At 59.7% G+C, this 18,126-nt stretch carries 19 protein-coding genes; 7 read left to right on the top strand and 12 right to left on the bottom strand.

The features are described 5' to 3' along the window. Positions 1-11 precede the first annotated feature (11 nt). From D7I37_RS09245 to D7I37_RS09235, 3 genes are read right to left on the bottom strand one after another with little or no spacing between them, the layout of a single operon-like run. Positions 12-359 carry a gamma-glutamylcyclotransferase gene (locus D7I37_RS09245; protein ID WP_061799913.1) on the bottom strand — a complete coding sequence of 116 codons (348 nt, stop codon included), beginning with the start codon at positions 357-359 and terminating at the stop codon, positions 12-14. Between the two features lie 2 nt (positions 360-361). Beyond that, positions 362-4,180, bottom strand: a complete 3,819-nt coding sequence (locus D7I37_RS09240; RefSeq protein ID WP_129543582.1) for a translocation/assembly module TamB domain-containing protein — start codon at positions 4,178-4,180, stop codon at positions 362-364. Then, positions 4,177-5,913: an autotransporter assembly complex family protein gene (locus tag D7I37_RS09235; protein WP_061799908.1), complete on the bottom strand. Its 1,737-nt coding sequence runs from the start codon at positions 5,911-5,913 to the stop codon at positions 4,177-4,179. Before D7I37_RS09235 ends, D7I37_RS09240 begins: the two co-directional genes overlap by 4 nt. A gap of 287 nt (positions 5,914-6,200) precedes the next feature. On the opposite strand from D7I37_RS09235, the gene msrA reads away from it, so the two are divergent. Next, the gene (gene msrA, locus D7I37_RS09230) at positions 6,201-6,842 is read left to right on the top strand and encodes a peptide-methionine (S)-S-oxide reductase MsrA (protein ID WP_061799907.1); all 642 of its coding nucleotides are present in this window, start codon (positions 6,201-6,203) and stop codon (positions 6,840-6,842) included. A 199-nt stretch (positions 6,843-7,041) separates the two neighbouring features. Then, positions 7,042-8,373, top strand: coding sequence for a hemolysin family protein (locus tag D7I37_RS09225; protein WP_061799906.1), 1,332 nt, complete (start codon positions 7,042-7,044; stop codon positions 8,371-8,373). 67 nt (positions 8,374-8,440) lie between these two features. Here D7I37_RS09225 and D7I37_RS09220 read toward each other — a convergent pair whose 3' ends face one another. Then, positions 8,441-8,647: a DUF1107 domain-containing protein gene (locus tag D7I37_RS09220; protein WP_061799905.1), complete on the bottom strand. Its 207-nt coding sequence runs from the start codon at positions 8,645-8,647 to the stop codon at positions 8,441-8,443. Between the two features lie 328 nt (positions 8,648-8,975). On the opposite strand from D7I37_RS09220, the gene D7I37_RS09215 reads away from it, so the two are divergent. Next, positions 8,976-9,533, top strand: a complete 558-nt coding sequence (locus D7I37_RS09215; RefSeq protein WP_061799904.1) for a YtfJ family protein — start codon at positions 8,976-8,978, stop codon at positions 9,531-9,533. A 1-nt stretch (position 9,534) separates the two neighbouring features. Here D7I37_RS09215 and cysQ read toward each other — a convergent pair whose 3' ends face one another. After that, complete coding sequence (gene cysQ / locus D7I37_RS09210) at positions 9,535-10,275, bottom strand: 3'(2'),5'-bisphosphate nucleotidase CysQ (protein WP_061799950.1); 741 nt, start codon at positions 10,273-10,275, stop codon at positions 9,535-9,537. A 255-nt stretch (positions 10,276-10,530) separates the two neighbouring features. On the opposite strand from cysQ, the gene D7I37_RS09205 reads away from it, so the two are divergent. Then, complete coding sequence (locus D7I37_RS09205; RefSeq protein WP_129543581.1) at positions 10,531-12,483, top strand: bifunctional 2',3'-cyclic-nucleotide 2'-phosphodiesterase/3'-nucleotidase; 1,953 nt, start codon at positions 10,531-10,533, stop codon at positions 12,481-12,483. A 44-nt stretch (positions 12,484-12,527) separates the two neighbouring features. Here D7I37_RS09205 and fklB read toward each other — a convergent pair whose 3' ends face one another. Continuing rightward, a complete protein-coding gene (gene fklB / locus D7I37_RS09200) occupies positions 12,528-13,148 on the bottom strand; it encodes an FKBP-type peptidyl-prolyl cis-trans isomerase (protein WP_061799901.1) in 621 nt (206 codons plus the stop codon). 288 nt (positions 13,149-13,436) lie between these two features. On the opposite strand from fklB, the gene D7I37_RS09195 reads away from it, so the two are divergent. Continuing rightward, a complete protein-coding gene (locus D7I37_RS09195) occupies positions 13,437-14,087 on the top strand; it encodes an OapA family protein (RefSeq protein WP_061799900.1) in 651 nt (216 codons plus the stop codon). Here the strand turns inward: D7I37_RS09195 and D7I37_RS09190 are convergent. From D7I37_RS09190 to rpsF, 5 genes are all read right to left on the bottom strand, one after another. After that, positions 14,084-14,437: a DUF488 domain-containing protein gene (locus tag D7I37_RS09190; RefSeq protein WP_129543580.1), complete on the bottom strand. Its 354-nt coding sequence runs from the start codon at positions 14,435-14,437 to the stop codon at positions 14,084-14,086. The genes D7I37_RS09195 and D7I37_RS09190 overlap by 4 nt on opposite strands. Positions 14,438-14,544: 107 nt before the next feature. Next, positions 14,545-14,997 carry a 50S ribosomal protein L9 gene (gene rplI, locus D7I37_RS09185; RefSeq protein ID WP_061799898.1) on the bottom strand — a complete coding sequence of 151 codons (453 nt, stop codon included), beginning with the start codon at positions 14,995-14,997 and terminating at the stop codon, positions 14,545-14,547. A 39-nt stretch (positions 14,998-15,036) separates the two neighbouring features. Then, a complete protein-coding gene (gene rpsR / locus D7I37_RS09180; protein WP_000135199.1) occupies positions 15,037-15,264 on the bottom strand; it encodes a 30S ribosomal protein S18 in 228 nt (75 codons plus the stop codon). A 4-nt stretch (positions 15,265-15,268) separates the two neighbouring features. After that, entirely contained in the window at positions 15,269-15,586 is a 318-nt protein-coding gene (gene priB / locus D7I37_RS09175) for a primosomal replication protein N (protein ID WP_073970356.1), read from the bottom strand. Positions 15,587-15,594: 8 nt separating this feature from the next. Further along, complete coding sequence (gene rpsF / locus D7I37_RS09170) at positions 15,595-15,993, bottom strand: 30S ribosomal protein S6 (RefSeq protein ID WP_004933634.1); 399 nt, start codon at positions 15,991-15,993, stop codon at positions 15,595-15,597. A gap of 455 nt (positions 15,994-16,448) precedes the next feature. Here rpsF and D7I37_RS09165 point away from each other — a divergent pair, with 455 nt between their 5' ends. Then, positions 16,449-16,715, top strand: coding sequence for a DUF1471 domain-containing protein (locus tag D7I37_RS09165; protein ID WP_129543579.1), 267 nt, complete (start codon positions 16,449-16,451; stop codon positions 16,713-16,715). A gap of 103 nt (positions 16,716-16,818) precedes the next feature. On the opposite strand, the gene yjfP is transcribed toward D7I37_RS09165, so the two are convergent. After that, complete coding sequence (gene yjfP, locus D7I37_RS09160) at positions 16,819-17,571, bottom strand: esterase (protein WP_061799895.1); 753 nt, start codon at positions 17,569-17,571, stop codon at positions 16,819-16,821. Positions 17,572-17,697: 126 nt separating this feature from the next. On the opposite strand from yjfP, the gene bsmA reads away from it, so the two are divergent. After that, positions 17,698-18,006 (top strand): biofilm peroxide resistance protein BsmA, encoded by a 309-nt coding sequence (gene bsmA, locus D7I37_RS09155; RefSeq protein WP_061799893.1) that lies wholly within the window; start codon positions 17,698-17,700, stop codon positions 18,004-18,006. The last annotated feature ends 120 nt before the right edge of the window (positions 18,007-18,126 follow it).

The following is an 18,126-nucleotide window of genomic DNA, read 5'->3' as shown; positions in this document are numbered from 1 at the left end:
GTGTTTTTTTATTACTTTTCGTCGAGACGCTTCAGCCAATCACCGCTGTCGATCCGCGGGTAACCGTCTACGCTGTGTTTATACAGGTAGATCCACGCACTCCCATAAGGCGTCTGAATCAGCTCGCGCTTATAGTCCTTGGTGTTGCTTTTCAGTTCGTCCAGCTCTGCCAGAATCGATGAGTTAATACGATACACCTCGCAATGTATCGTGCCCTCTCCAGGGATCGCCGCCGGGTAATGGCCCAGATTATAAATCTGATAGCCTTCGAGCTCATGCTCGCCGAGCCATTGGGCGTTGGTCATCCAATGGCTGTTTCCCTGTTTGCGTCGTAAACTGCCGTAGACAATTATTCGCATCGCTAAAACTCAAACTGATAGAGCAAATCTAATGCCTGATCGAGACCAGACACCGCTTCAAGATACAACTTAGGCATCAGGCGGTAACGCAACGTCAGCGTGGCCAGCGAGTCGAAAATGCCCACCCCATATTTTACTTGTAAGCCTGGGAGAACATAGCCGCTCACGACAACCTGGGAGCTGTCGCCAACCCCCTGGGTATCCAGGGCCAAATTACTCACGCCAAACGCCTCGCCGATTTTACCCACAAGTTGACCACTTTGTGCAACCCCCATGCCAATTAACATTGAGGTCATGGCGTTGCCGTCGGCGCCGGAGCTGTTCAATCCCTGGCCGCGAAGCAGGTAGGACAAGGCTTCCTGCTGCGATTTGGCCGGATCCGAGAACACCTCAAGCTTGGGCGCATCCGCCAGGCCGGTCACGCGCACCCCGGCGGTCACGTCGTCTTCGGTCGATTCGGGGTTACGGATCGCCTCAATGTTGAGCAGCGGCTGATCCGGCGGGCCGGAGAACATCAGCTGCCCCTTGCGAACGATCAGATCCTGACCATAAGCATGGAAGCGGCCGGAAGGGATGTCAATCTGGCCATTGAGCCCCAGCCCCTGCTTGTCCTGCACCACCTTCAGGTCGCCCTTCAGCCTGGCCTTCAGGCCAAAGGCGTCCAGCCGCACATCGTCGCCGACGTGGATCATCAGGTTGCTGTTGATCGGGATCCCCGCCGTCTTCGGCTGGATCGGCTTCAGTTGGTCATCCAGCATCACCTCGTCGGAAGAGACGCCCACCGCGCTTTCCGGCAGTTCCTGCACCGTGATGCGCGCCCAGGGAATATCCACCGAACCGTTGAGCGAGAACAGCTGCGGCGTGGCTTCAAACACCAGATCCGGCGACACGTCGATGCGGATCATCGGCGGCACCGTCACCCGCAGCTTGTCGCCCTTGGCGGCGATGCGCGCGCGCCAGGCGTTGATGTCGCGCCAGTCGGCGTCGCCCGCCAGGTTAAGCTGGCCGCGGGTGGTGCTGACCAATCCTTCCAGCGTCGAGGTCATGCCGTTGAAATTGATCGCCAGCCGGCCGTCGGTCATGTCGAACGGCATCCAGTGGCCGTCGATATCCACCTTGTCCAGCGCCAGCCGGCCGAACACCAGCGGTTTCTCCGCGCTGCCGCCCAGGCGCAGGTTGGCGTTCAGCATGCCCGCCGCCTTTTCGCCCTGCATCAGCGCCGGGTTGATCATCGCCAGCGAGATATTGGCGATGTTGACGTTGCCGCTGATAGCGCGCCGCACCTGCGGATCGGTCACCTGGATCTTGCCGTCGAACTGACCGTTGTTGGTCAGCTTGATCAGCCAGTCCGCCTGTGCGCGGCCGTTGTTGAGCCCGGCGTTGAGGGTCAGGGTGTCGAAGGCGATCGGCAACGCGTTGCCCTGCACCTGCTGCACCACCTTCACGCCGTTGCCGGCCAGCGACACCTTGGCCTCCGGCAGCGCGCCGCCCGGTTTCCAACTGACGTCGGCCCGGCCGGTAAATACGCCGCTCAGCGCGGTTTCCGGGCCGAGGAAAGGTTTGATCATCGCCAGATCGAAGCGGTTAAGCACCACGCTGGCCTGGCCGCTCTGGCCGGCCTCGATGGTTTTCGGCACGCACAGCTCGGCGTTCGGGTTCTGCCAGCAGTGCGGCCCGACGCTGATTTTCTGCGCGGTATTCAGGTAGTCCAGCGCGATAGCGCGCGTCAGGCGCCATTCGCCGACCGGGGTATCGAAGCGAGTGTTGTTCAGGTTGCCGCGCCAGCGCTGTTGCTGGCGATCGAAGCTGCCCTGCAGCGCCAGCTGGCCGGAGACCGGCTTGCCGTCAATCTTCAGCTGCAGCTGATGCTGCTTCTCGCTGCCCTTGGCGTCCAGGGTCAGCAGGCTGACCTCCAGCGCGTCCTGCTTCAGCTGCTCAACGCGCACCGCCAGCTGCCCCTGGATCTGGTCAGTAGAGCGCACGTCGCCGTCGATTTTCACCCGGTTGATGCGCAGCGCCTGCCATTGCAGGCCGGAGGCGGTCAGGTCGGCCAACACCTGCGGCGCCTGCAGGTTGCCGCGCAGCTTGACCAACCCTTTGGCGGTGCCGCCCAGGCCCGGCAGCGCGCCGTCGAGATGCGGCGCGTCGATATTGGCGTCCAGGTTCCAGCTTTTCTCATCCAGCTGGCCTTTGACGTTGAGCTGATTGCGCCCCAGCGTCAGGTCGATGCCGGGTATCTTCCACTGCCCGGCGGCGTTGCCGCTCAGCGCACCGCGCGCCGTGACCTTGTTCTGCTTCACGTTGCCGTCCAGCTGCAGCACCGGCACCTGCAGCTGCCAGCTGCCGCCGTACAAACTGCCGCGGGTGGTGATTTTGCCGTCGAGCCGGGCCGGCCATTCCGGCCATTGTTTGGCGGTGTTGATGCCGCTCAGCGTCAGCTGCGAATTCCAGCTGATGGCCTTGCTCCAGTCCACCAGCGCGGTGAGGTCGGTATTGCCCTGCAGCGCGGCCAGTCGCAGGCGCTCCAGCTTGAACTGTTCGACATTGCCCTTGCCATCCAGCGTCAGCACCGCCGGCGGCAGGTCCTGCCCCTTGATATTGGCGCGGGTGGACAACGCGTAGTCGGTCGCCTTGCCGTTAAAGCGCAGGCGGAAATCATTGACCTGATATTGCGATTCGCCGCTCAACGGCCATTTCAGCTGTTTGCTTTGCAGCGTCAGCGCCAGCGGCAGGCCAGCCTCGGCCAGGCGCGTCTGTACGTCGAGCTGCGCGCCGACCGGCCCGGACAGGTTGAGCGCCACCTTCAGCTCTTCGCGCAGCCCGCCGCCGACGTTGAGCTTCACCTTCTCGCCCTTCAGCGGATCGATGTTCAGCGTGCTGTTGGCCACCATGCTCACCGGCCACTCGCCGGTCAGCGTCGCCTGCCCCTGTGCGGACAGCGTGCCCTGCGGCGACTTGACGTCAAAATTATCCAGCTGGATATGTTGATCCTTGGTGCTGGCCTGCAGCAGCAGGCGGGTGATCAGCACCTCGGTATCGCCGGTCAGGCGCAGCTGTTCGCCGCTGATTTCCTTGACGGTGATATCCAACGGCAAGCGAATTTCCGGCAGGTCCGGCAGCAGCGGCTGGGCAAACAGCGCTTTCAGCGTTTCGCCCAGCGGCTGTTCTGCCGGCTGCGGCGCCGGTTTGGCCGCCTTGTCGACCTGCTCGCCAACCTGTTTCGCCACCTCTACCGCCGGCTGCACCGCCTCTGGCAAGGGGTTCTGCGGCGTCTTCGGCAGGGCAATCAGCAGCGCGCTGATTTTGGTCGGCATCAGGGTCAGCGCGCGTTCCTGCCACTGGGCGCCGGTGCGGAACTCGCCCAGGGAAATCGCGGTGTCATCGACGCTGACCTTGACGTTGTTCAACGCCAGCATGCGCAGGGTAATCGGGTATGGCGTACTGAGATTGGTGGTCGGCTCGCTGGTCTCCTCGACCGGCGCAGACGGCGCCATCTCTTTGGTTTTCACCACCACGTCCACGTCCTGCGCGGTCAGGGCATTGACGCACAGCGAGCTGCGCTTGAAGCAGGACAGATCGAGCGACAGGTGGAACTGCCCGGCATTTACCGTCACGCCCGGCATCTGGTATTTGACGCCTTTCAGCGTCAGATCGCGCCAGCCGCCGCTGACGCCGGCGATATCCAGGCCCGGCACCCAGCGCGCCGCGCCGTTAATCACCATATGCAAACCGCTGGTGGTGCCCAGCAGGAAAGCGACTCCGCCGATCAGCAACAGCAGAACGATCAGGGATCCGAGACAAATCTTTTTCACCAGGCTCATAGTTCAGGCCCCAAACCGATGTAGAACTGCACGCCATGGGTCTCCTTGTCACCCACCGGCGCGGCGATATCCAGCTTCACCGGGCCGACCGGCGACTGCCAGCGCACGCCCACGCCTGCGCCGGTCTTGAAGTTGCTTTGCTTGATATCGTTCACCGCCTCGCCCGAGTCGACGAACACCGCGCCCCACCATTTGCCGGTCACGTTGTATTGGTATTCCAGCGAGCCGGTCATCATCTTGGAGGCGCCGGTCAGCTTGCCGTCGTCGTCGCGCGGCGAAATGCCCTTGTACTTATAACCGCGGATGCTGCGGTCACCGCCGGCGAAGAAGCGCAGGTCCGGCGGCACCTTGTCGAAGTCGTTGGTTTCAATCCAGCCCACCTGGCCGCGCGCCACGAAACGGTGCTTGTCGGCCAGGGTGCGGATCCACACGTTCTGCGCCTGCATCAGCGCAAAGTCCACCCCGGAGCCCCAGGTGGTGTCGGAGACATCGATGGAGTAACGCTGGCTGTCGCCCCAGGTCGGCATCAGGCCGCCGCGCGAGCGGGTGCGGTTGATGCTGACGCCGGGATACAGCAGCATGGTGGTGTTGGTGACGGTGCCCTGGGTAAAGTGGTCCCAACGCCAGGTCAGGTTCAACGCCCGTTGCCAGCCGCTGGAGAGATCCCAGTTGCGCGACGCCACCACTTTGGACGTGACGGATTTGGTGTCGTTGAGATCGACGTTCTTGAAGCCGCCCTGCAGCAGGTAATACTGTTCCAGCGGGTTCTTCAGCAGCGGGATCTTATAGGTCAGATCCAGTTGCTGCTCCGGCGCCGAAATGCTGGCGCTGGTTTCCAGGCTGTGGCCGCGATCGTTGAGCCACGGTTTTTTCCAGGTGCCCTTGACCCGCGGGCCGACGTCGGTGGAATAGCCGACCCCGGTTTCGATGGTGTTGCGGGTGCGCGGCGTCACCAGCGCCTCTAGCGGCAAAATCTTGTTCTCTTTGGCATCTTTGAAATCAGGCGACACCACCACCGAGTTGAACCAGTTGGTGGCGGACAAACGCCGGTTCAGCTCGGCCAAATCCTCCGAGCTGTAATAATCCCCCTGATGAAAGGGCACCAGATTTTGCAGATAGTCTTCGCGAATTTGCGACCCTTCGAACTTTACCTTGCCGAAGCGATAGCGCTCGCCGCTGTTGAAGTCGATATCCCAAAAGGCCTTGTGCAGCTCTTCGGCAACGCCGAGCTGGCTCTTGGCCATATCGGCGTCGAAATAGCCCTTGCGCAGCGCCAGGCCGCTCAACGATCCCTTAAAGCTGTCGTACTTGCCGTGATTGAGGATCTCGCCGATGGTCGGCCGGCCCTTTTTGACCAGCGTCTGGTAATCTTCGTCGGTGCGGGCGCCGCCGCGCAGCACGATGTTGGCGCCGGCGATGCGCACCGGTTCGCCCGGATCCACCTTGGCGTGCAGCACCGGGCGCGAAAGGCCGGGCCGGTTGTCGAGCGTGAAGTTGATGGTCGGCTCATAGTAGCCGAGCGCCCGCAGCCCCTGGCGCACCGCTTCGTCCACGCGCGCGCGGAAGCGGCCGTCGGTGCCGACCTCTTCGGGGGTGATCGACGACAGCCGCACCCGGACGTTTTTTTCCAGTTCCCCGCTAAGACCTTCCACCTGCAGACGCACATTCGCCGCGTACGCCGCAGGAGCCGCAAGCAGCACAGATAACAAGCACATGACCGGGTATCGTGGCACGCGTTCTCCTTATTTATTTTACTTTCCTGTAAATGGTGTTCGCTCTGGGGCCAGGGCAGACTCCGCGCTATCAGGACGGCAGCCCTCTTCAACCTTATTCCAGACGCGGCCCGCGACGGTTTGACTCTCACCGTTCATCGGGCGCATTCTTCACTTTTGGCGCTCAAAATACTGCGTTAAGCTTATGCTAAATCCAATATGCCGCTTATTGTGGGCAAAGACGCGGTTAGATACAACCGAACCGCCCCGACTTGCGTCAATTCTTACTGTGACAACAGGAGACAACCGTGGTGCCATTTTTTGATAAATCACAAACCGTCGACCCGGCGAGCGCGCTGCCAGGCCGCACCACGCCTATGCCGGTCGCCACGCTCAACGTGGTTACCGAGCATTCGATGACCCAGGTGCCGGACGGCATGGAAGTGGCGATCTTCGCCATGGGCTGCTTCTGGGGCGTAGAGCGTCTGTTCTGGCAACAGCCGGGCGTTTACAGCACCGCAGCCGGCTACAGCGGCGGCTCTACGCCGAACCCGACCTACCGCGAAGTGTGCAGCGGCCAGACCGGCCATGCCGAAGTGGTGCGCGTGGTGTTCGACCCGCAGGTCGTCAGCTACCCGCAGCTGCTGCAGGTATTCTGGGAAAACCACGATCCGGCGCAGGGCATGCGTCAGGGCGGCGACATCGGCACGCAGTACCGCTCGGCGATTTACACGCTGAGCCCGGAGCAACAGGCCGAAGCCGAAAACAGCCTGCGGCGCTTCCAGCAGGCGATGGACGCCGCGGGCGACCGGCGCGCGATCACCACCGAGATCGCGCCGGCCCTGCCGTTCTACTACGCCGAAGACGATCACCAGCAGTATCTGCATAAAAATCCGGAAGGCTATTGCGGCCTGGGCGGCATCGGCGTCTGCCTGCCGCCGCAGGGCTAACCCGCTGGCCGGCGGCAATTTTTTAACCGCTGGCGGCCCCTGTGGGGCAACTGCTATACTGTGCGGGGTCGCATTTGCGGCCCCGCTTTTTGGTAAAGCTCTGGCGGGCGCGGCGTATCGCGCCCCTACGACTCTTTTTTTACAATGTACTACCCTTCCTCAAGAGCGCCGTCATCCCGTCGGCACGTATGGATAGATTATGTTAAACAGTATTTTACTGATTCTTTTTCTGATCGCGGTGAGCGCGTTTTTCTCACTGTCGGAAATCTCTCTGGCTGCGTCACGCAAGATCAAACTGAAGCTGATGGCTGACGAAGGTAACGTCAATGCCGCCAAAGTGCTCAAACTGCAAGAAACCCCCGGCCTGTTCTTTACCGTGGTGCAAATCGGCCTGAACGCCGTGGCCATTCTCGGCGGTATCGTCGGCGATGCGGCCTTTTCTCCCTCTTTCAAACTGCTGTTCGACCGCTTCCTCTCGCCGGAACTGGCGGAGCAGGTCAGCTTTATCTGCTCCTTCGTGCTGGTCACCAGCCTGTTTATCCTGTTCGCGGATTTGACCCCGAAGCGCATCGGTATGATTGCACCAGAGACGGTCGCCGTCCGGATCATCAACCCGATGCGTTTCTCGATCATGATTTTCCGGCCGCTGGTGTGGTTCTTCAACGGCATGGCCAACCTGATCTTCCGCCTGTTCAAACTGCCGATGGTGCGCAAGGACGACATCACCTCCGACGATATCTATGCGGTGGTGGAAGCCGGCGCCCTGGCGGGCGTGCTGCGCAAGCAGGAGCACGAGCTGATCGAGAACGTCTTCGAGCTGGAATCGCGCACCGTGCCTTCCTCCATGACCTCGCGTGAAAGCGTGGTGTACTTCGACCTGCGCGAGAGCGAAGAGAGCATTATCGAGAAGGTCTCGACCCACCCGCACTCCAAGTTCCTGGTGTGCGACGGCCATATCGATCAGGTGGTCGGCTACGTCGATTCCAAAGACCTGCTGAACCGCGTGCTGGGCAACCAGAGCCTGGTGCTGAGCAGCGGCGTGCAGATCCGTTCGGCGCTGATCGTGCCGGATACCCTGACGCTGTCGGAAGCGCTGGAAAGCTTTAAAACCGCCGGCGAGGACTTCGCCGTGATCCTCAACGAATATGCGCTGGTGGTGGGCATCATCACGCTCAACGACGTGATGACTACGCTGATGGGCGATCTGGTCGGCCAGGGGCAGGAAGAGCAGATTGTCGCGCGCGATGAGAGCTCATGGCTGATCGAAGGCGGCACGCCGATCGACGACGTGATGCGCGTGCTGCATATCGACGAGTTCCCGCAGGCGGGCAACTACGAAACCATCGGCGGCTTTATGATGTATATGCTGCGCAAGATCCCCAAACGCACCGACTTCGTCAAATACGCCGGCTACAAGTTTGAGGTGGTGGATATCGACAGCTACAAGATTGACCAGCTGCTGGTCACCCGGCTGAGCGACAAGCCGGCGGCCACGCTGCCGAAGGCGCCGGACGAGAACGTCCCGGCCTGACGGCCATACGGCAGAAACATCAGCGGCCCCATCGGGGCCGCATTTTTTTACCGGCTCAGGCCTGGCTTTATCCCATTTCGGACTGCAGCAACAGCACCTGGCGGTTGACCTCTGACATCACGCTGAAGTGGCGCTTGTCGCGAATTTTCGGCAGCAGGATTTTTCCTTCGTCGAATTCGAACGCGCCCACGTCCTTGATATACAGCCGGCCACGAAACAGGGTCTTAACGTACTTCGCCACTTTCAATGGGTTATAACGCTGGAAGATTCTCATTCTTTTACGCTCCTCCCGTTTGATCCATGCGCTCAGCGAGCCGCCAAGGTGGCAGCCTCGAAATTCAGAACGCAACTTGATTGCATGTAGTAGACCCAGTAAAGACCAGAACGTTCATTTTCGCTCGGATTTCTACGCTGGATTTACACTTTTTGACAGAATTGTATATGATAATTTATAACGTTTTCAGTATATCCCTTCAAAATCTGGTGATTAGCGGAACGAGGGGAAAACTGCGATCCGGTTAACAGGACAGACCTCTGATCACAACCTATGCTTTAGGCTGTTGAGTGCTGTCGCACTATTTCCCCCATTACAAGGAGAAAGCATGAAAAAAAGACACATGCTGATGGTATCCCTGCTGCTCGCCCCTCTTTTCGCCTCCGCGCACAACTTCCAGCTCCAGCAACGCGTGGCGCCGGTCGGCGTCAGCGACAAAGGAGAGTTAAATTATGCTAATGATAATTTTAGCTACAAAAACTGGAATAGCGCGCAACTTAGTGGAAAAGTGCGAGTTATACAGCATATTGCCGGCCGCAGCTCCGCCAAGGAGATGAACGACCCGCTGATAGAAGCCATTAAAAAAGCTAAACTACCACAGGATCGTTACCAAACGACGACAATCGTCAACACCGACGATGCCCTGCTGGGCACCGCGATGTTCGTACGCAGCAGCATTGAAGACAGCAAGAAAGAGTTCCCGTGGTCGCAGTTTGTCGTCGACAGCAACGGCAACGTGCAAAAAGCCTGGGATTTACAGCCGAAAAGCTCCACCATTGTGGTATTGGATAAGCAGGGCAGGATCCAGTTCGCCAAAGACGGCGCGCTGACGCCGGAAGAGGTGCAGCAGGTCATGACCAAGCTGCACCAGCTGTTGGCGAACTAACTCAGAACAGCGAAACCCGGAAGCCGGGGTTGAGGAAAGATTCACGCGGGGCGTACAGCAACGGCCGGCCCTGCCAATCGTGGATCTGCGCCCCGGCGGCCACCGCCACCGCATGCCCTGCGGCGGTATCCCAGATATTGGTCGGCCCAAAGCGCGGATAGAGCTGCGCCTTGCCTTCCGCCACCAGGCAGAATTTCAGGGAAGAGCCGACCGAAATGGTCTGGTGCTCGCCAAGCTGCTTCAGGTAGTCCTTCAGCTCATCGTCGATGTGCGAGCGGCTCACCACCACCAGCGGCGGTTGCGCATTGCTGACGGCGATCGGCTGGCGCTGCCCCTTTTCTTCCTTCCAGGCCTTGCCGCGCTCCGCCAGATACAGCACGTCTATCGCCGGCGCATACACCACCCCCATCACCGCCTCGCCGTGCTCAATCAGCGCGATGTTGACGGTAAACTCGCCGTTGCGGTGCAGGAACTCCTTGGTGCCGTCCAGCGGGTCGACCAGCCAGTAACGCGTCCAGCTCTGGCGCTCTTCCCAGGCCGGCGGATCCTCCTCCGACAGCAGCGGCACCTCCGGCGTCAACGCCGCCAGGCCGCGCTTGATGATATGATGCGCCGCCAGATCGGCTGCCGTTACCGGTGAATCGTCTTTTTTCTGTGCGACATCAAGCGGTTGTTCACCGTCATACACCGCCATGATCGCCGCCCCCGCCTCGCGGGACAGTTGGCAAATTTGCTCTAACATCATGCACCTCAGATACGCAGTTCCGTGGGAAATTTCCCCCTGTCTCTGCTAGCAGACTAGTTTTTTTTACGCCGAATATCCATCTCAACCGGCTAACCTACGGTAATTGCTCAGGTCTTGTTCCACACAACTGTGAACTTACCCGCGTTACATCCGGCCATTTTCTGCCACACTTCACAGTTTACTGTGGCAACCAATGTTAATTACATTTCCCTCTGCGATAACACTCGAATAATGGAATGGAGAGAGTCAAAAATGATCAAGCGTCCGCTGACGTTGTCCGCCCTCGCTCTGCTGGTTTGCGCTTCGGCGCAGGCGGCGACCGTCGACCTGCGCGTGCTGGAAACCACCGACCTGCACAGCAACATGATGGACTTCGATTACTACAAGGATAAGCCGACCGACAAGTTCGGCCTGGTGCGCACCGCCAGCCTGATCCAGCAGGCCCGCCAACAGGCCGCCAACTCGGTGCTGGTGGATAACGGCGACATCATTCAGGGCAGCCCGCTGGGCGACTACATGGCGGCCAGGGGGCTGAAGCCGGGCGACGTGCATCCGGTATACCAGGCGATGAATACGCTGGATTACGTGGTCGGCAATATCGGCAACCATGAGTTCAACTACGGGCTCGACTACCTGAAGAACGCCATCGCCGGCGCCAAATTCCCCTACGTCAACGCCAACGTCATCGACGCCCAAACGCAAAAGCCGCTGTTCACCCCCTACATTATCGTCGATACCCCGGTAAAAGACCGTGACGGCAAAGCACATACGCTGCGCATCGGCTATATCGGCTTTGTGCCGCCGCAGATCCTGGTGTGGGACAAGGCTAACCTGCAGGGCAAGGTGACGGTCAACGACATCACCGAAACCGCCAAACGCTACCTGCCGGAAATGCGCAAGCAGGGCGCCGACCTGGTGGTGGCGATCCCGCACTCGGGCCTGTCCAGCGACCCCTATAAAGCGATGGCGGAAAACTCGGTGTACTACCTCAGCCAGGTGCCGGGCATCGACGCCATCATGTTCGGCCACGCCCATGCGGTCTTCCCGAGCAAAGACTTCGCCAACATCAAGGGCGCAGATATCGACCAAGGCTTGCTGAACGGCGTGCCGGCGGTGATGCCGGGCCAGTGGGGCGATCACCTCGGCGTGGTCGACCTGCAGTTGAGCAACGATTCCGGCAGCTGGAAGGTGACCGGCGCCAAAGCGGAAGCCCGGCCGATTTACGACAAGGAACACAAGAAATCGCTGGCGGCGGAAGATGCCGCGCTGGTGAAGGTACTGGCCGACGCCCACCAGGGCACCCGCGAATTCGTCAGCCAGCCGGTCGGCAAGTCTGACGGCAACATGTACAGCTACCTGGCGCTGGTGCAGGACGACCCGACGGTCCAGATCGTCAATAACGCCCAGAAAGCCTACGTCGAGCACTATATTCAGGGCGATCCGGATCTGGCGGACCTGCCGGTGCTGTCGGCCGCCGCGCCGTTCAAGGTCGGCGGGCGCAAAAACGATCCCGCCAGCTTCGTCGAAGTGGAAAAAGGCCGGCTGACCTTCCGCAACGCCGCCGATCTCTATCTCTACCCCAATACCCTGGTGGTGGTGAAAGCCAGCGGCAAAGAGGTGAAAGAATGGCTGGAGTGCTCCGCCGGGCAGTTCAATCAGATCGACGTCAACAGCGGCCAGCCGCAGGGCCTGATTAACTGGGACGGCTTCCGCACCTACAACTTCGACGTGATCGACGGGGTGAATTACCAGATCGACGTCAGCCAGCCGGCGCGCTACGACGGCGAGTGCCAGTTGATCAACGACAAAGCCGAGCGCATCAAGCAGCTGACCTTCAACGGCAAGCCTATCGATCCGAAGGCCACCTTCCTGGTCGCCACCAATAACTACCGCGCCTACGGCGGCAAGTTCGCCGGCACCGGCGACCAGCACATCGCCTTCGCTTCGCCGGACGAAAACCGTTCGGTGCTGGCGGCCTATATCAGCGCGGAGACCAAACGGCGCGGTGCGGTGCAACCGCAGGCCGACAATAATTGGCACCTGGCCAGCTTCAGCAGCGAACAGCCGCTCGATATTCGCTTCGAGACGTCGCCTTCAGACCAGGCGACGGGGTTTATCAAGCAACACGCACAATACCCGATGAAGGCTGAAGGCAACGACAGCATCGGTTTTGCGGTATATCGGATAGATTTACAGAAGAAGTAAACAATCAGGGCGCCGAGAGGCGCCCTTATCACTGCCGTGATGGATTACAGAATTTCCAGCAGTTCGACGTCAAACACCAGCGCGCTGAATGGCGGGATGGAGGCGCCGGCGCCACGCTCGCCGTAGGCCAGGGTGTGCGGGATGTACAGCTGCCATTTGGAGCCGACCGGCATCAGGGTCAGCGCTTCGATCCAGCCCGGGATCACGCCGCTAACCGGGAATTCCGCCGGCTGGCCGCGCTCTACGGAGCTGTCGAACACGTCGCCGTTGATCAGACGGCCGGTGTAGTGCACGCGCACGCGGTCCTGACGGGACGGAATTGGGCCATTGCCCTGCTCCAGCACGGAGAACTGCAGGCCGGACTCGGTCAGCGTCACGTCATCACGCTTGGCGTTTTCGTCCAGGAACTGCTGGCCTTCAACGGCCATCGCCTGCTGGCGCTCACGACGCACGGCGTCCGCACGTTCGTGGATCTCACGCAGCGCACGGTGCACCACGTCAACCGGAACCGCCGGGGCATTCCCTTCCAGCGCGTCACGCAAACCCGCCAGCAAAGCTTCCGGTTGCAAACCTTCCAGACCGGACTCTTGCAACTGCTGACCGACCTGTAAACCGATCCCGTAACTTGCTTGCGCTTCAACGCTGTCAAAAGAAGGGGTTGTCATGGGGTTTTCCTTAAGTCTCTAAAAAGTCGAAAGCGCAGCATAACAGCGCGGGAAAGCCGGGTAAAATCTTGTGTGGAGAATGATGACTTTTGTCGTAGAAAAAGAAACAATAACCTTCTGTTAACGCCCCTAGCCGCGATCCCGGGCCCAAAGCCCACCGCCGCCGGCGTTGAAACGCAGCCGCCTTTCACTTCAATCAGTTAGCGGACTATACTGAAAGCAGGAAACCGGGCCGACGGTACAGCCTTTTGTATCGTGTTATTTTTACGCCGTTGAAGAGAGGTCACCATGGGCAGAATCTCGCCCAGGAGAAGGAAAACCACCCGCATCTACCAGCCGTTGCTGCGTACCTGGCTGAACGTCAGCCAACGCCTGAAACCTGGCGCCGCGCCAGAGGCGGCAGATCCGGAATCAGAGCAACCGCCGGTGAACGGCAAAGGACAGGGAATCAAAGCGTTACTGCTGAAGATCTGGCACCTGCCGGACGGCTTCGGCTGGATGGAGCCGCTGCCCTATTTTCATCGCCGTTGGACCCTTATCTTCGGCGCCATGCTGCTGCTGGCGTTGCTGTGGCCCTATTCGCCCGAGAAACAGGCGTTCCCGGTCACGCAGCAGGCCAACGGCGTGCCGCAGCAAGGCAGCGAGCCGCCGCCGGCCGCGGAGCCCGAGCCATCGGGCAACTGGCAGCGCTATCAGATCCAGCCGGGCCAGACGCTGGCGCAGCTGTTCCGCGACAACGGCCTGCCGGTGAATGAAGTGTTCGCCATGGCGCAGGTCGAAGGCAACGACAAGCCGCTGAGCAATATGAAGGCCGGCCAGGAAGTGCGCATCGAGCGCGACGCCAACGGCGTGATCGGCGCGCTGTCGGTGACCACCGCCGATAACAGCCAGGCGCTGTTCCGCCGCCAGGCCGACGGCAGCTATCGCCGCGAGCGTTAAATCTGCGCCAGCAGAAAATCGCGCAGCACCACGCCCTGATTGTGCTCGGTGTCTTTACTGCCATACAGCAGGGTCAGCGATTGGCCCTGCTGCAACAGCGCCGCCAGCGGCCGCCAGGCGTCGTTCTCCGCCAGCTGCCGCCGGTAGCGCCGTTCAAACGCTTCCCACTGGTCGGAATGCTGATGAAACCACTGGCGCAACTCGGTATCCGGCGCCACCGCTTTCAGCCACTGCACGCCCTTCAGCCTTTCCTTGCTGACGCCGCGCGGCCACAGCCGGTCAATCAGGTAGCAGTGTTCCGGCGCCGGCGCGCTGAAATCGTAGACCCGCTGCAAGATAATCGTCGCCATATCCCCCTCCCCGGTCAGATAACCACAGGGTAGCGCGTTTCGCCGGGCGCAGAAAAGCAAAACGCCAGCACGAGGCTGGCGTTTTAACTTGGTTAACAGACGCGTTGTTACGCTTCTGGAACCACAACTACATTCAGCTGTGCGAACACGTCGCTGTGTACCTGGAAGTGCACTTCGTGCTCACCGGTGGTACGCAGAACGCCGTTCGGCAGACGAACTTCGCTCTTGGCAACTTCAACGCCTGCCGCAGTAACTGCGTCAGCGATGTCGCGGGTGCCGATAGAGCCGAACAGTTTACCTTCGTCGCCTGCTTTAGACGCGATGGTGACCGTTGCCAGTTCGTTGATCTTGGTTGCGCGAGCTTCAGCGGCAGCCAGAACGTCAGCCAGTTTGGCTTCCAGTTCAGCACGGCGTGCTTCGAAGAACTCTACGTTTTTCTTGGTAGCAGGAACAGCTTTGCCCTGTGGTACCAGGAAGTTACGGGCATAGCCCGCTTTAACGTTAACTTGATCACCCAGGCTGCCCAGGTTTGCTACTTTATCAAGCAGAATAACTTGCATTACCTTATCCTCTCAAAGTCGTTAATGGACAGTGGCCGATTACTGATGACGATCAGTGTACGGCAACAAAGACAGGTAGCGCGCGCGCTTGATAGCACGGGCCAGCTGGCGCTGATATTTTGCACGAGTACCGGTGATACGGCTCGGTACAATTTTACCACTTTCAGTGATGTAGTTTTTCAGCGTAGCGATGTCTTTATAGTCAATCTCTTGAACGCCTTCCGCGGTGAAACGGCAGAACTTGCGACGACGGAAATAACGTGCCATTTGGCTAGTCTCCAGAATCTATCAATTCAATCTGCTCGGCATGCAGAACCAGTTTGTTCAGCCCGTTGCGCCCTTGATGGCAACTTACGAAGCCTTGCACGGTAACCTGACTGCCGACCGTTAATCTTTGAGTTAGTGCTTGTGACTGGTGTCCACTGACAACCACGGGCATTCGGCACCATGCTTGCCTGTTGAATCCGGCTTCCATCTGCTGCGAACGGTGCTCAAGCACGAATTGGCAGTGCGGTATCCCGGAAGGACTCACTTTTCGAACCGGCGCCTTGCACAGGGTGCCCGACAAAACCAGACGATTAGCCGTCACGGCGGCAATTACTCTTCAGAATCCCCAGCATCTGCATCATCTGCGGTTTCGTTAGCGAAGTCTTCGCGGCGATCGCCACGACGTTCGTCTTTCGCTTTAACCATCGGAGATGCTTCAGTTACCGCGTGCTTAACGCGCATAACCATGCTGCGGATAACGGCGTCGTTGAAGCGGAAGTTAGTTTCCAGCTCATCGATCGCTTCCTGCGGAGCTTCAACGTTCAGCAGAACGTAGTGAGCTTTGTGCAGTTTGTTGATCGGATAAGCCAGCTGACGGCGGCCCCAGTCTTCCAGACGGTGAATCTGACCTTGCGCGTTAGTGATGGTAGCACTGTAACGCTCGATCATGCCCGGAACCTGTTCGCTTTGGTCAGGATGGACCATAAAAACGATTTCGTAATGACGCATCGAATTGCTCCTTACGGATTATTCAGCCTCCTGTCAGGGTCAACCGCGGCCCATGGAAGCAAGGAACGTGTTTAGTGTGCGGCTGAAAAATGACGCGTAATCATACTGGCGCAGGGGGGGAAACTCAAGGACCGCGTGGGATTTATTCACGGGAATGAGAGCGGACTGTGGAAATAGCACGATTTGCCGCCTGATAAACCTATGTATGCCGATCCATCAGTTTCAAAAATCTTTCAATGAAATCATCGGCGAGTCGTAAATGTTTTTCATTTATTTTGAATGAGCGCATCAAAAGCCCGCGCTTTTTAATCCTGCGCGAGGGTCTAAAATTAACCCTATCCGCCGCAGACAGCGCGACGAAAAAGATCTCAGCTTATTCAATGCAGATAAATAACTTTTTGCTGCACTGGCACCCGCTGTCAGGCCGTTGAAGCAAACAGTTAAGAGAGGCACCTATGAAACGCATTACCCTCGCCACCGCCGTTGCTTTACTGTTTTCCGCCAACGTCATGGCCGCCACCGAGGTCTCTTCGCTCCAGGCCGATGGGTTGCAGAGCGTCGGCTTCGTGACGCTGAACCAGAACCTGGTGTCGCCGGATGACGCCAGCAGCCAGGTGAGCAAGCTTGCCGACCAGCGCGGGGCGGCCGCCTACCGCATCATCGCCCTGCATGAGCCGAACAACAACAGCACAATACATGTCAGCGCAGAACTGTACCGTTAAACGCCCTGCCGGCACCGGGAAAACGAGCCGCAGATAAAAGCGGCGAATTAAAACGCGTAAGCCATCATCGGCCCCCTGCCTGCAGGGGGCTTTTCCGTTGCCGCTACAGCACCCGCTGGAAAAAATCGGCGGTGGCCCCAAGCGCCCGCGGAGTGATGCGATGCTTGACGTCCGGCTCGCTGAGGAAGGTCAGCCGGCTGTCCCAGCCGCGCTGGCGCAGCTCGGTCGCCAGCCGCAGGCTTTCCGCCGCCGGCACCACGTCATCCGTTTCACCATGCCACACCAACAGCGGCCGATCGGCGATTTTTTCCAACTGCTGTTCCAGCCCGAACTCCGCCAGCGCGGCGATGCGCGCCTGGAAGGCGGCCGCGCTCAGCGGCTGCCCTTGTGGGCCCAACGGCGGGAACAGCGTCTGCGCCAGCGAGCTGTAATAGCCGGACCCCATCAGGCTGGCGGCCGCCTTGATCCACGGATAGCGCGCAAAGCTGCCCAGCGTGGTCATGCCGCCCATCGAGGCGCCGGCCACGCCGATACGCCCGTCGGCGATCAGGCCACGCCGTTCAAAATGCGTTTTGATGGCCGGCAGCTCCTCGATATTGCGGCGCAGGATCTCCCAGAAGCTGGCCAGCCGCCGCTGCTCATCGCCATCGAAACGCTCGCCGTGCTGGTCGGTGTCCGGCAGCACCACGCGAAAACCGACGCGCGCCAGCGCATAGGCGAAGTAGGCGTACACCTCCTTCGATGAGGTATAGCCGTGGTAGAAAAACACCGTCGGCAGCGGCTGATGGCAGCGCCCCGCCGGCACCGCATGGATAGCCGCAATGTCACCCACCCGTTCGTCATGTATTTCGATCATTCGTTTATCCTCGGCAGCCTCTTGCCTCCATCATGGCAAACTTGCGCGGGGGAGCGTTAGCTCAATATGTTCCAGCATATATTGCGTTACACTGAAGCCATAACAACCGGCTTTCCCGAGGTCTGCATGACGTTTTCCCGCCTGTTTACCGTCCTGACGCTTTCCGCCCTGCTGTCGGCCTGCGGCATCATGACCGTCACGCCCAAACCGCCGCCGCCGCCCACCGCTCAGGCGCAGGAGATCACCCGCGCGCAAACCGGCGAGCTGGTCAAAATGGGCACCACCAGCGCCCTGGTCTACGGCAGCCCGATGGACGTGGAAGCGGCGATCCAGAGCAAGGCCAACGCCAGCGGCGCGCGCTATTACATGATCATCATGAACAGCGAAACCATCGTGCCCGGCCAGTGGTATTCCCAGGCGATCCTGTACCGTTGACGGCGGTTTTTTAAGCAGATTTACATTGGCTTTGCACTGGCTGAAGTTGATTGCGGCACACTGCTGAACAACATGCCGCATTCTGCGGGTTTTGATTCAGGATCTGACGAAGGGGAACGC

This window comes from Serratia sp. 1D1416 (assembly GCF_003641105.1).
GTDB lineage: Bacteria > Pseudomonadota > Gammaproteobacteria > Enterobacterales > Enterobacteriaceae > Serratia > Serratia ficaria.
The sequence above is the reverse complement of the archived record's forward strand: the minus strand, read 5'-3'. Positions and strand labels throughout refer to the sequence as shown.

What these genes read in the sequence shown, in the direction of transcription:
- D7I37_RS09245 (WP_061799913.1), bottom strand. Translation starts at nt 359, where the DNA reads ATGCGAATAATTGTCTACGGCAGTTTACGACGCAAACAGGGAAACAGC.
- D7I37_RS09240 (WP_129543582.1), bottom strand. Translation starts at nt 4,180, where the DNA reads ATGAGCCTGGTGAAAAAGATTTGTCTCGGATCCCTGATCGTTCTGCTG.
- D7I37_RS09225 (WP_061799906.1), top strand. Translation starts at nt 7,042, where the DNA reads ATGTTAAACAGTATTTTACTGATTCTTTTTCTGATCGCGGTGAGCGCG.
- D7I37_RS09220 (WP_061799905.1), bottom strand. Translation starts at nt 8,647, where the DNA reads ATGAGAATCTTCCAGCGTTATAACCCATTGAAAGTGGCGAAGTACGTT.
- D7I37_RS09215 (WP_061799904.1), top strand. Translation starts at nt 8,976, where the DNA reads ATGAAAAAAAGACACATGCTGATGGTATCCCTGCTGCTCGCCCCTCTT.
- cysQ (WP_061799950.1), bottom strand. Translation starts at nt 10,275, where the DNA reads ATGTTAGAGCAAATTTGCCAACTGTCCCGCGAGGCGGGGGCGGCGATC.
- D7I37_RS09205 (WP_129543581.1), top strand. Translation starts at nt 10,531, where the DNA reads ATGATCAAGCGTCCGCTGACGTTGTCCGCCCTCGCTCTGCTGGTTTGC.
- fklB (WP_061799901.1), bottom strand. Translation starts at nt 13,148, where the DNA reads ATGACAACCCCTTCTTTTGACAGCGTTGAAGCGCAAGCAAGTTACGGG.
- D7I37_RS09195 (WP_061799900.1), top strand. Translation starts at nt 13,437, where the DNA reads ATGGGCAGAATCTCGCCCAGGAGAAGGAAAACCACCCGCATCTACCAG.
- D7I37_RS09190 (WP_129543580.1), bottom strand. Translation starts at nt 14,437, where the DNA reads ATGGCGACGATTATCTTGCAGCGGGTCTACGATTTCAGCGCGCCGGCG.
- rplI (WP_061799898.1), bottom strand. Translation starts at nt 14,997, where the DNA reads ATGCAAGTTATTCTGCTTGATAAAGTAGCAAACCTGGGCAGCCTGGGT.
- rpsR (WP_000135199.1), bottom strand. Translation starts at nt 15,264, where the DNA reads ATGGCACGTTATTTCCGTCGTCGCAAGTTCTGCCGTTTCACCGCGGAA.
- rpsF (WP_004933634.1), bottom strand. Translation starts at nt 15,993, where the DNA reads ATGCGTCATTACGAAATCGTTTTTATGGTCCATCCTGACCAAAGCGAA.
- D7I37_RS09165 (WP_129543579.1), top strand. Translation starts at nt 16,449, where the DNA reads ATGAAACGCATTACCCTCGCCACCGCCGTTGCTTTACTGTTTTCCGCC.
- yjfP (WP_061799895.1), bottom strand. Translation starts at nt 17,571, where the DNA reads ATGATCGAAATACATGACGAACGGGTGGGTGACATTGCGGCTATCCAT.
- bsmA (WP_061799893.1), top strand. Translation starts at nt 17,698, where the DNA reads ATGACGTTTTCCCGCCTGTTTACCGTCCTGACGCTTTCCGCCCTGCTG.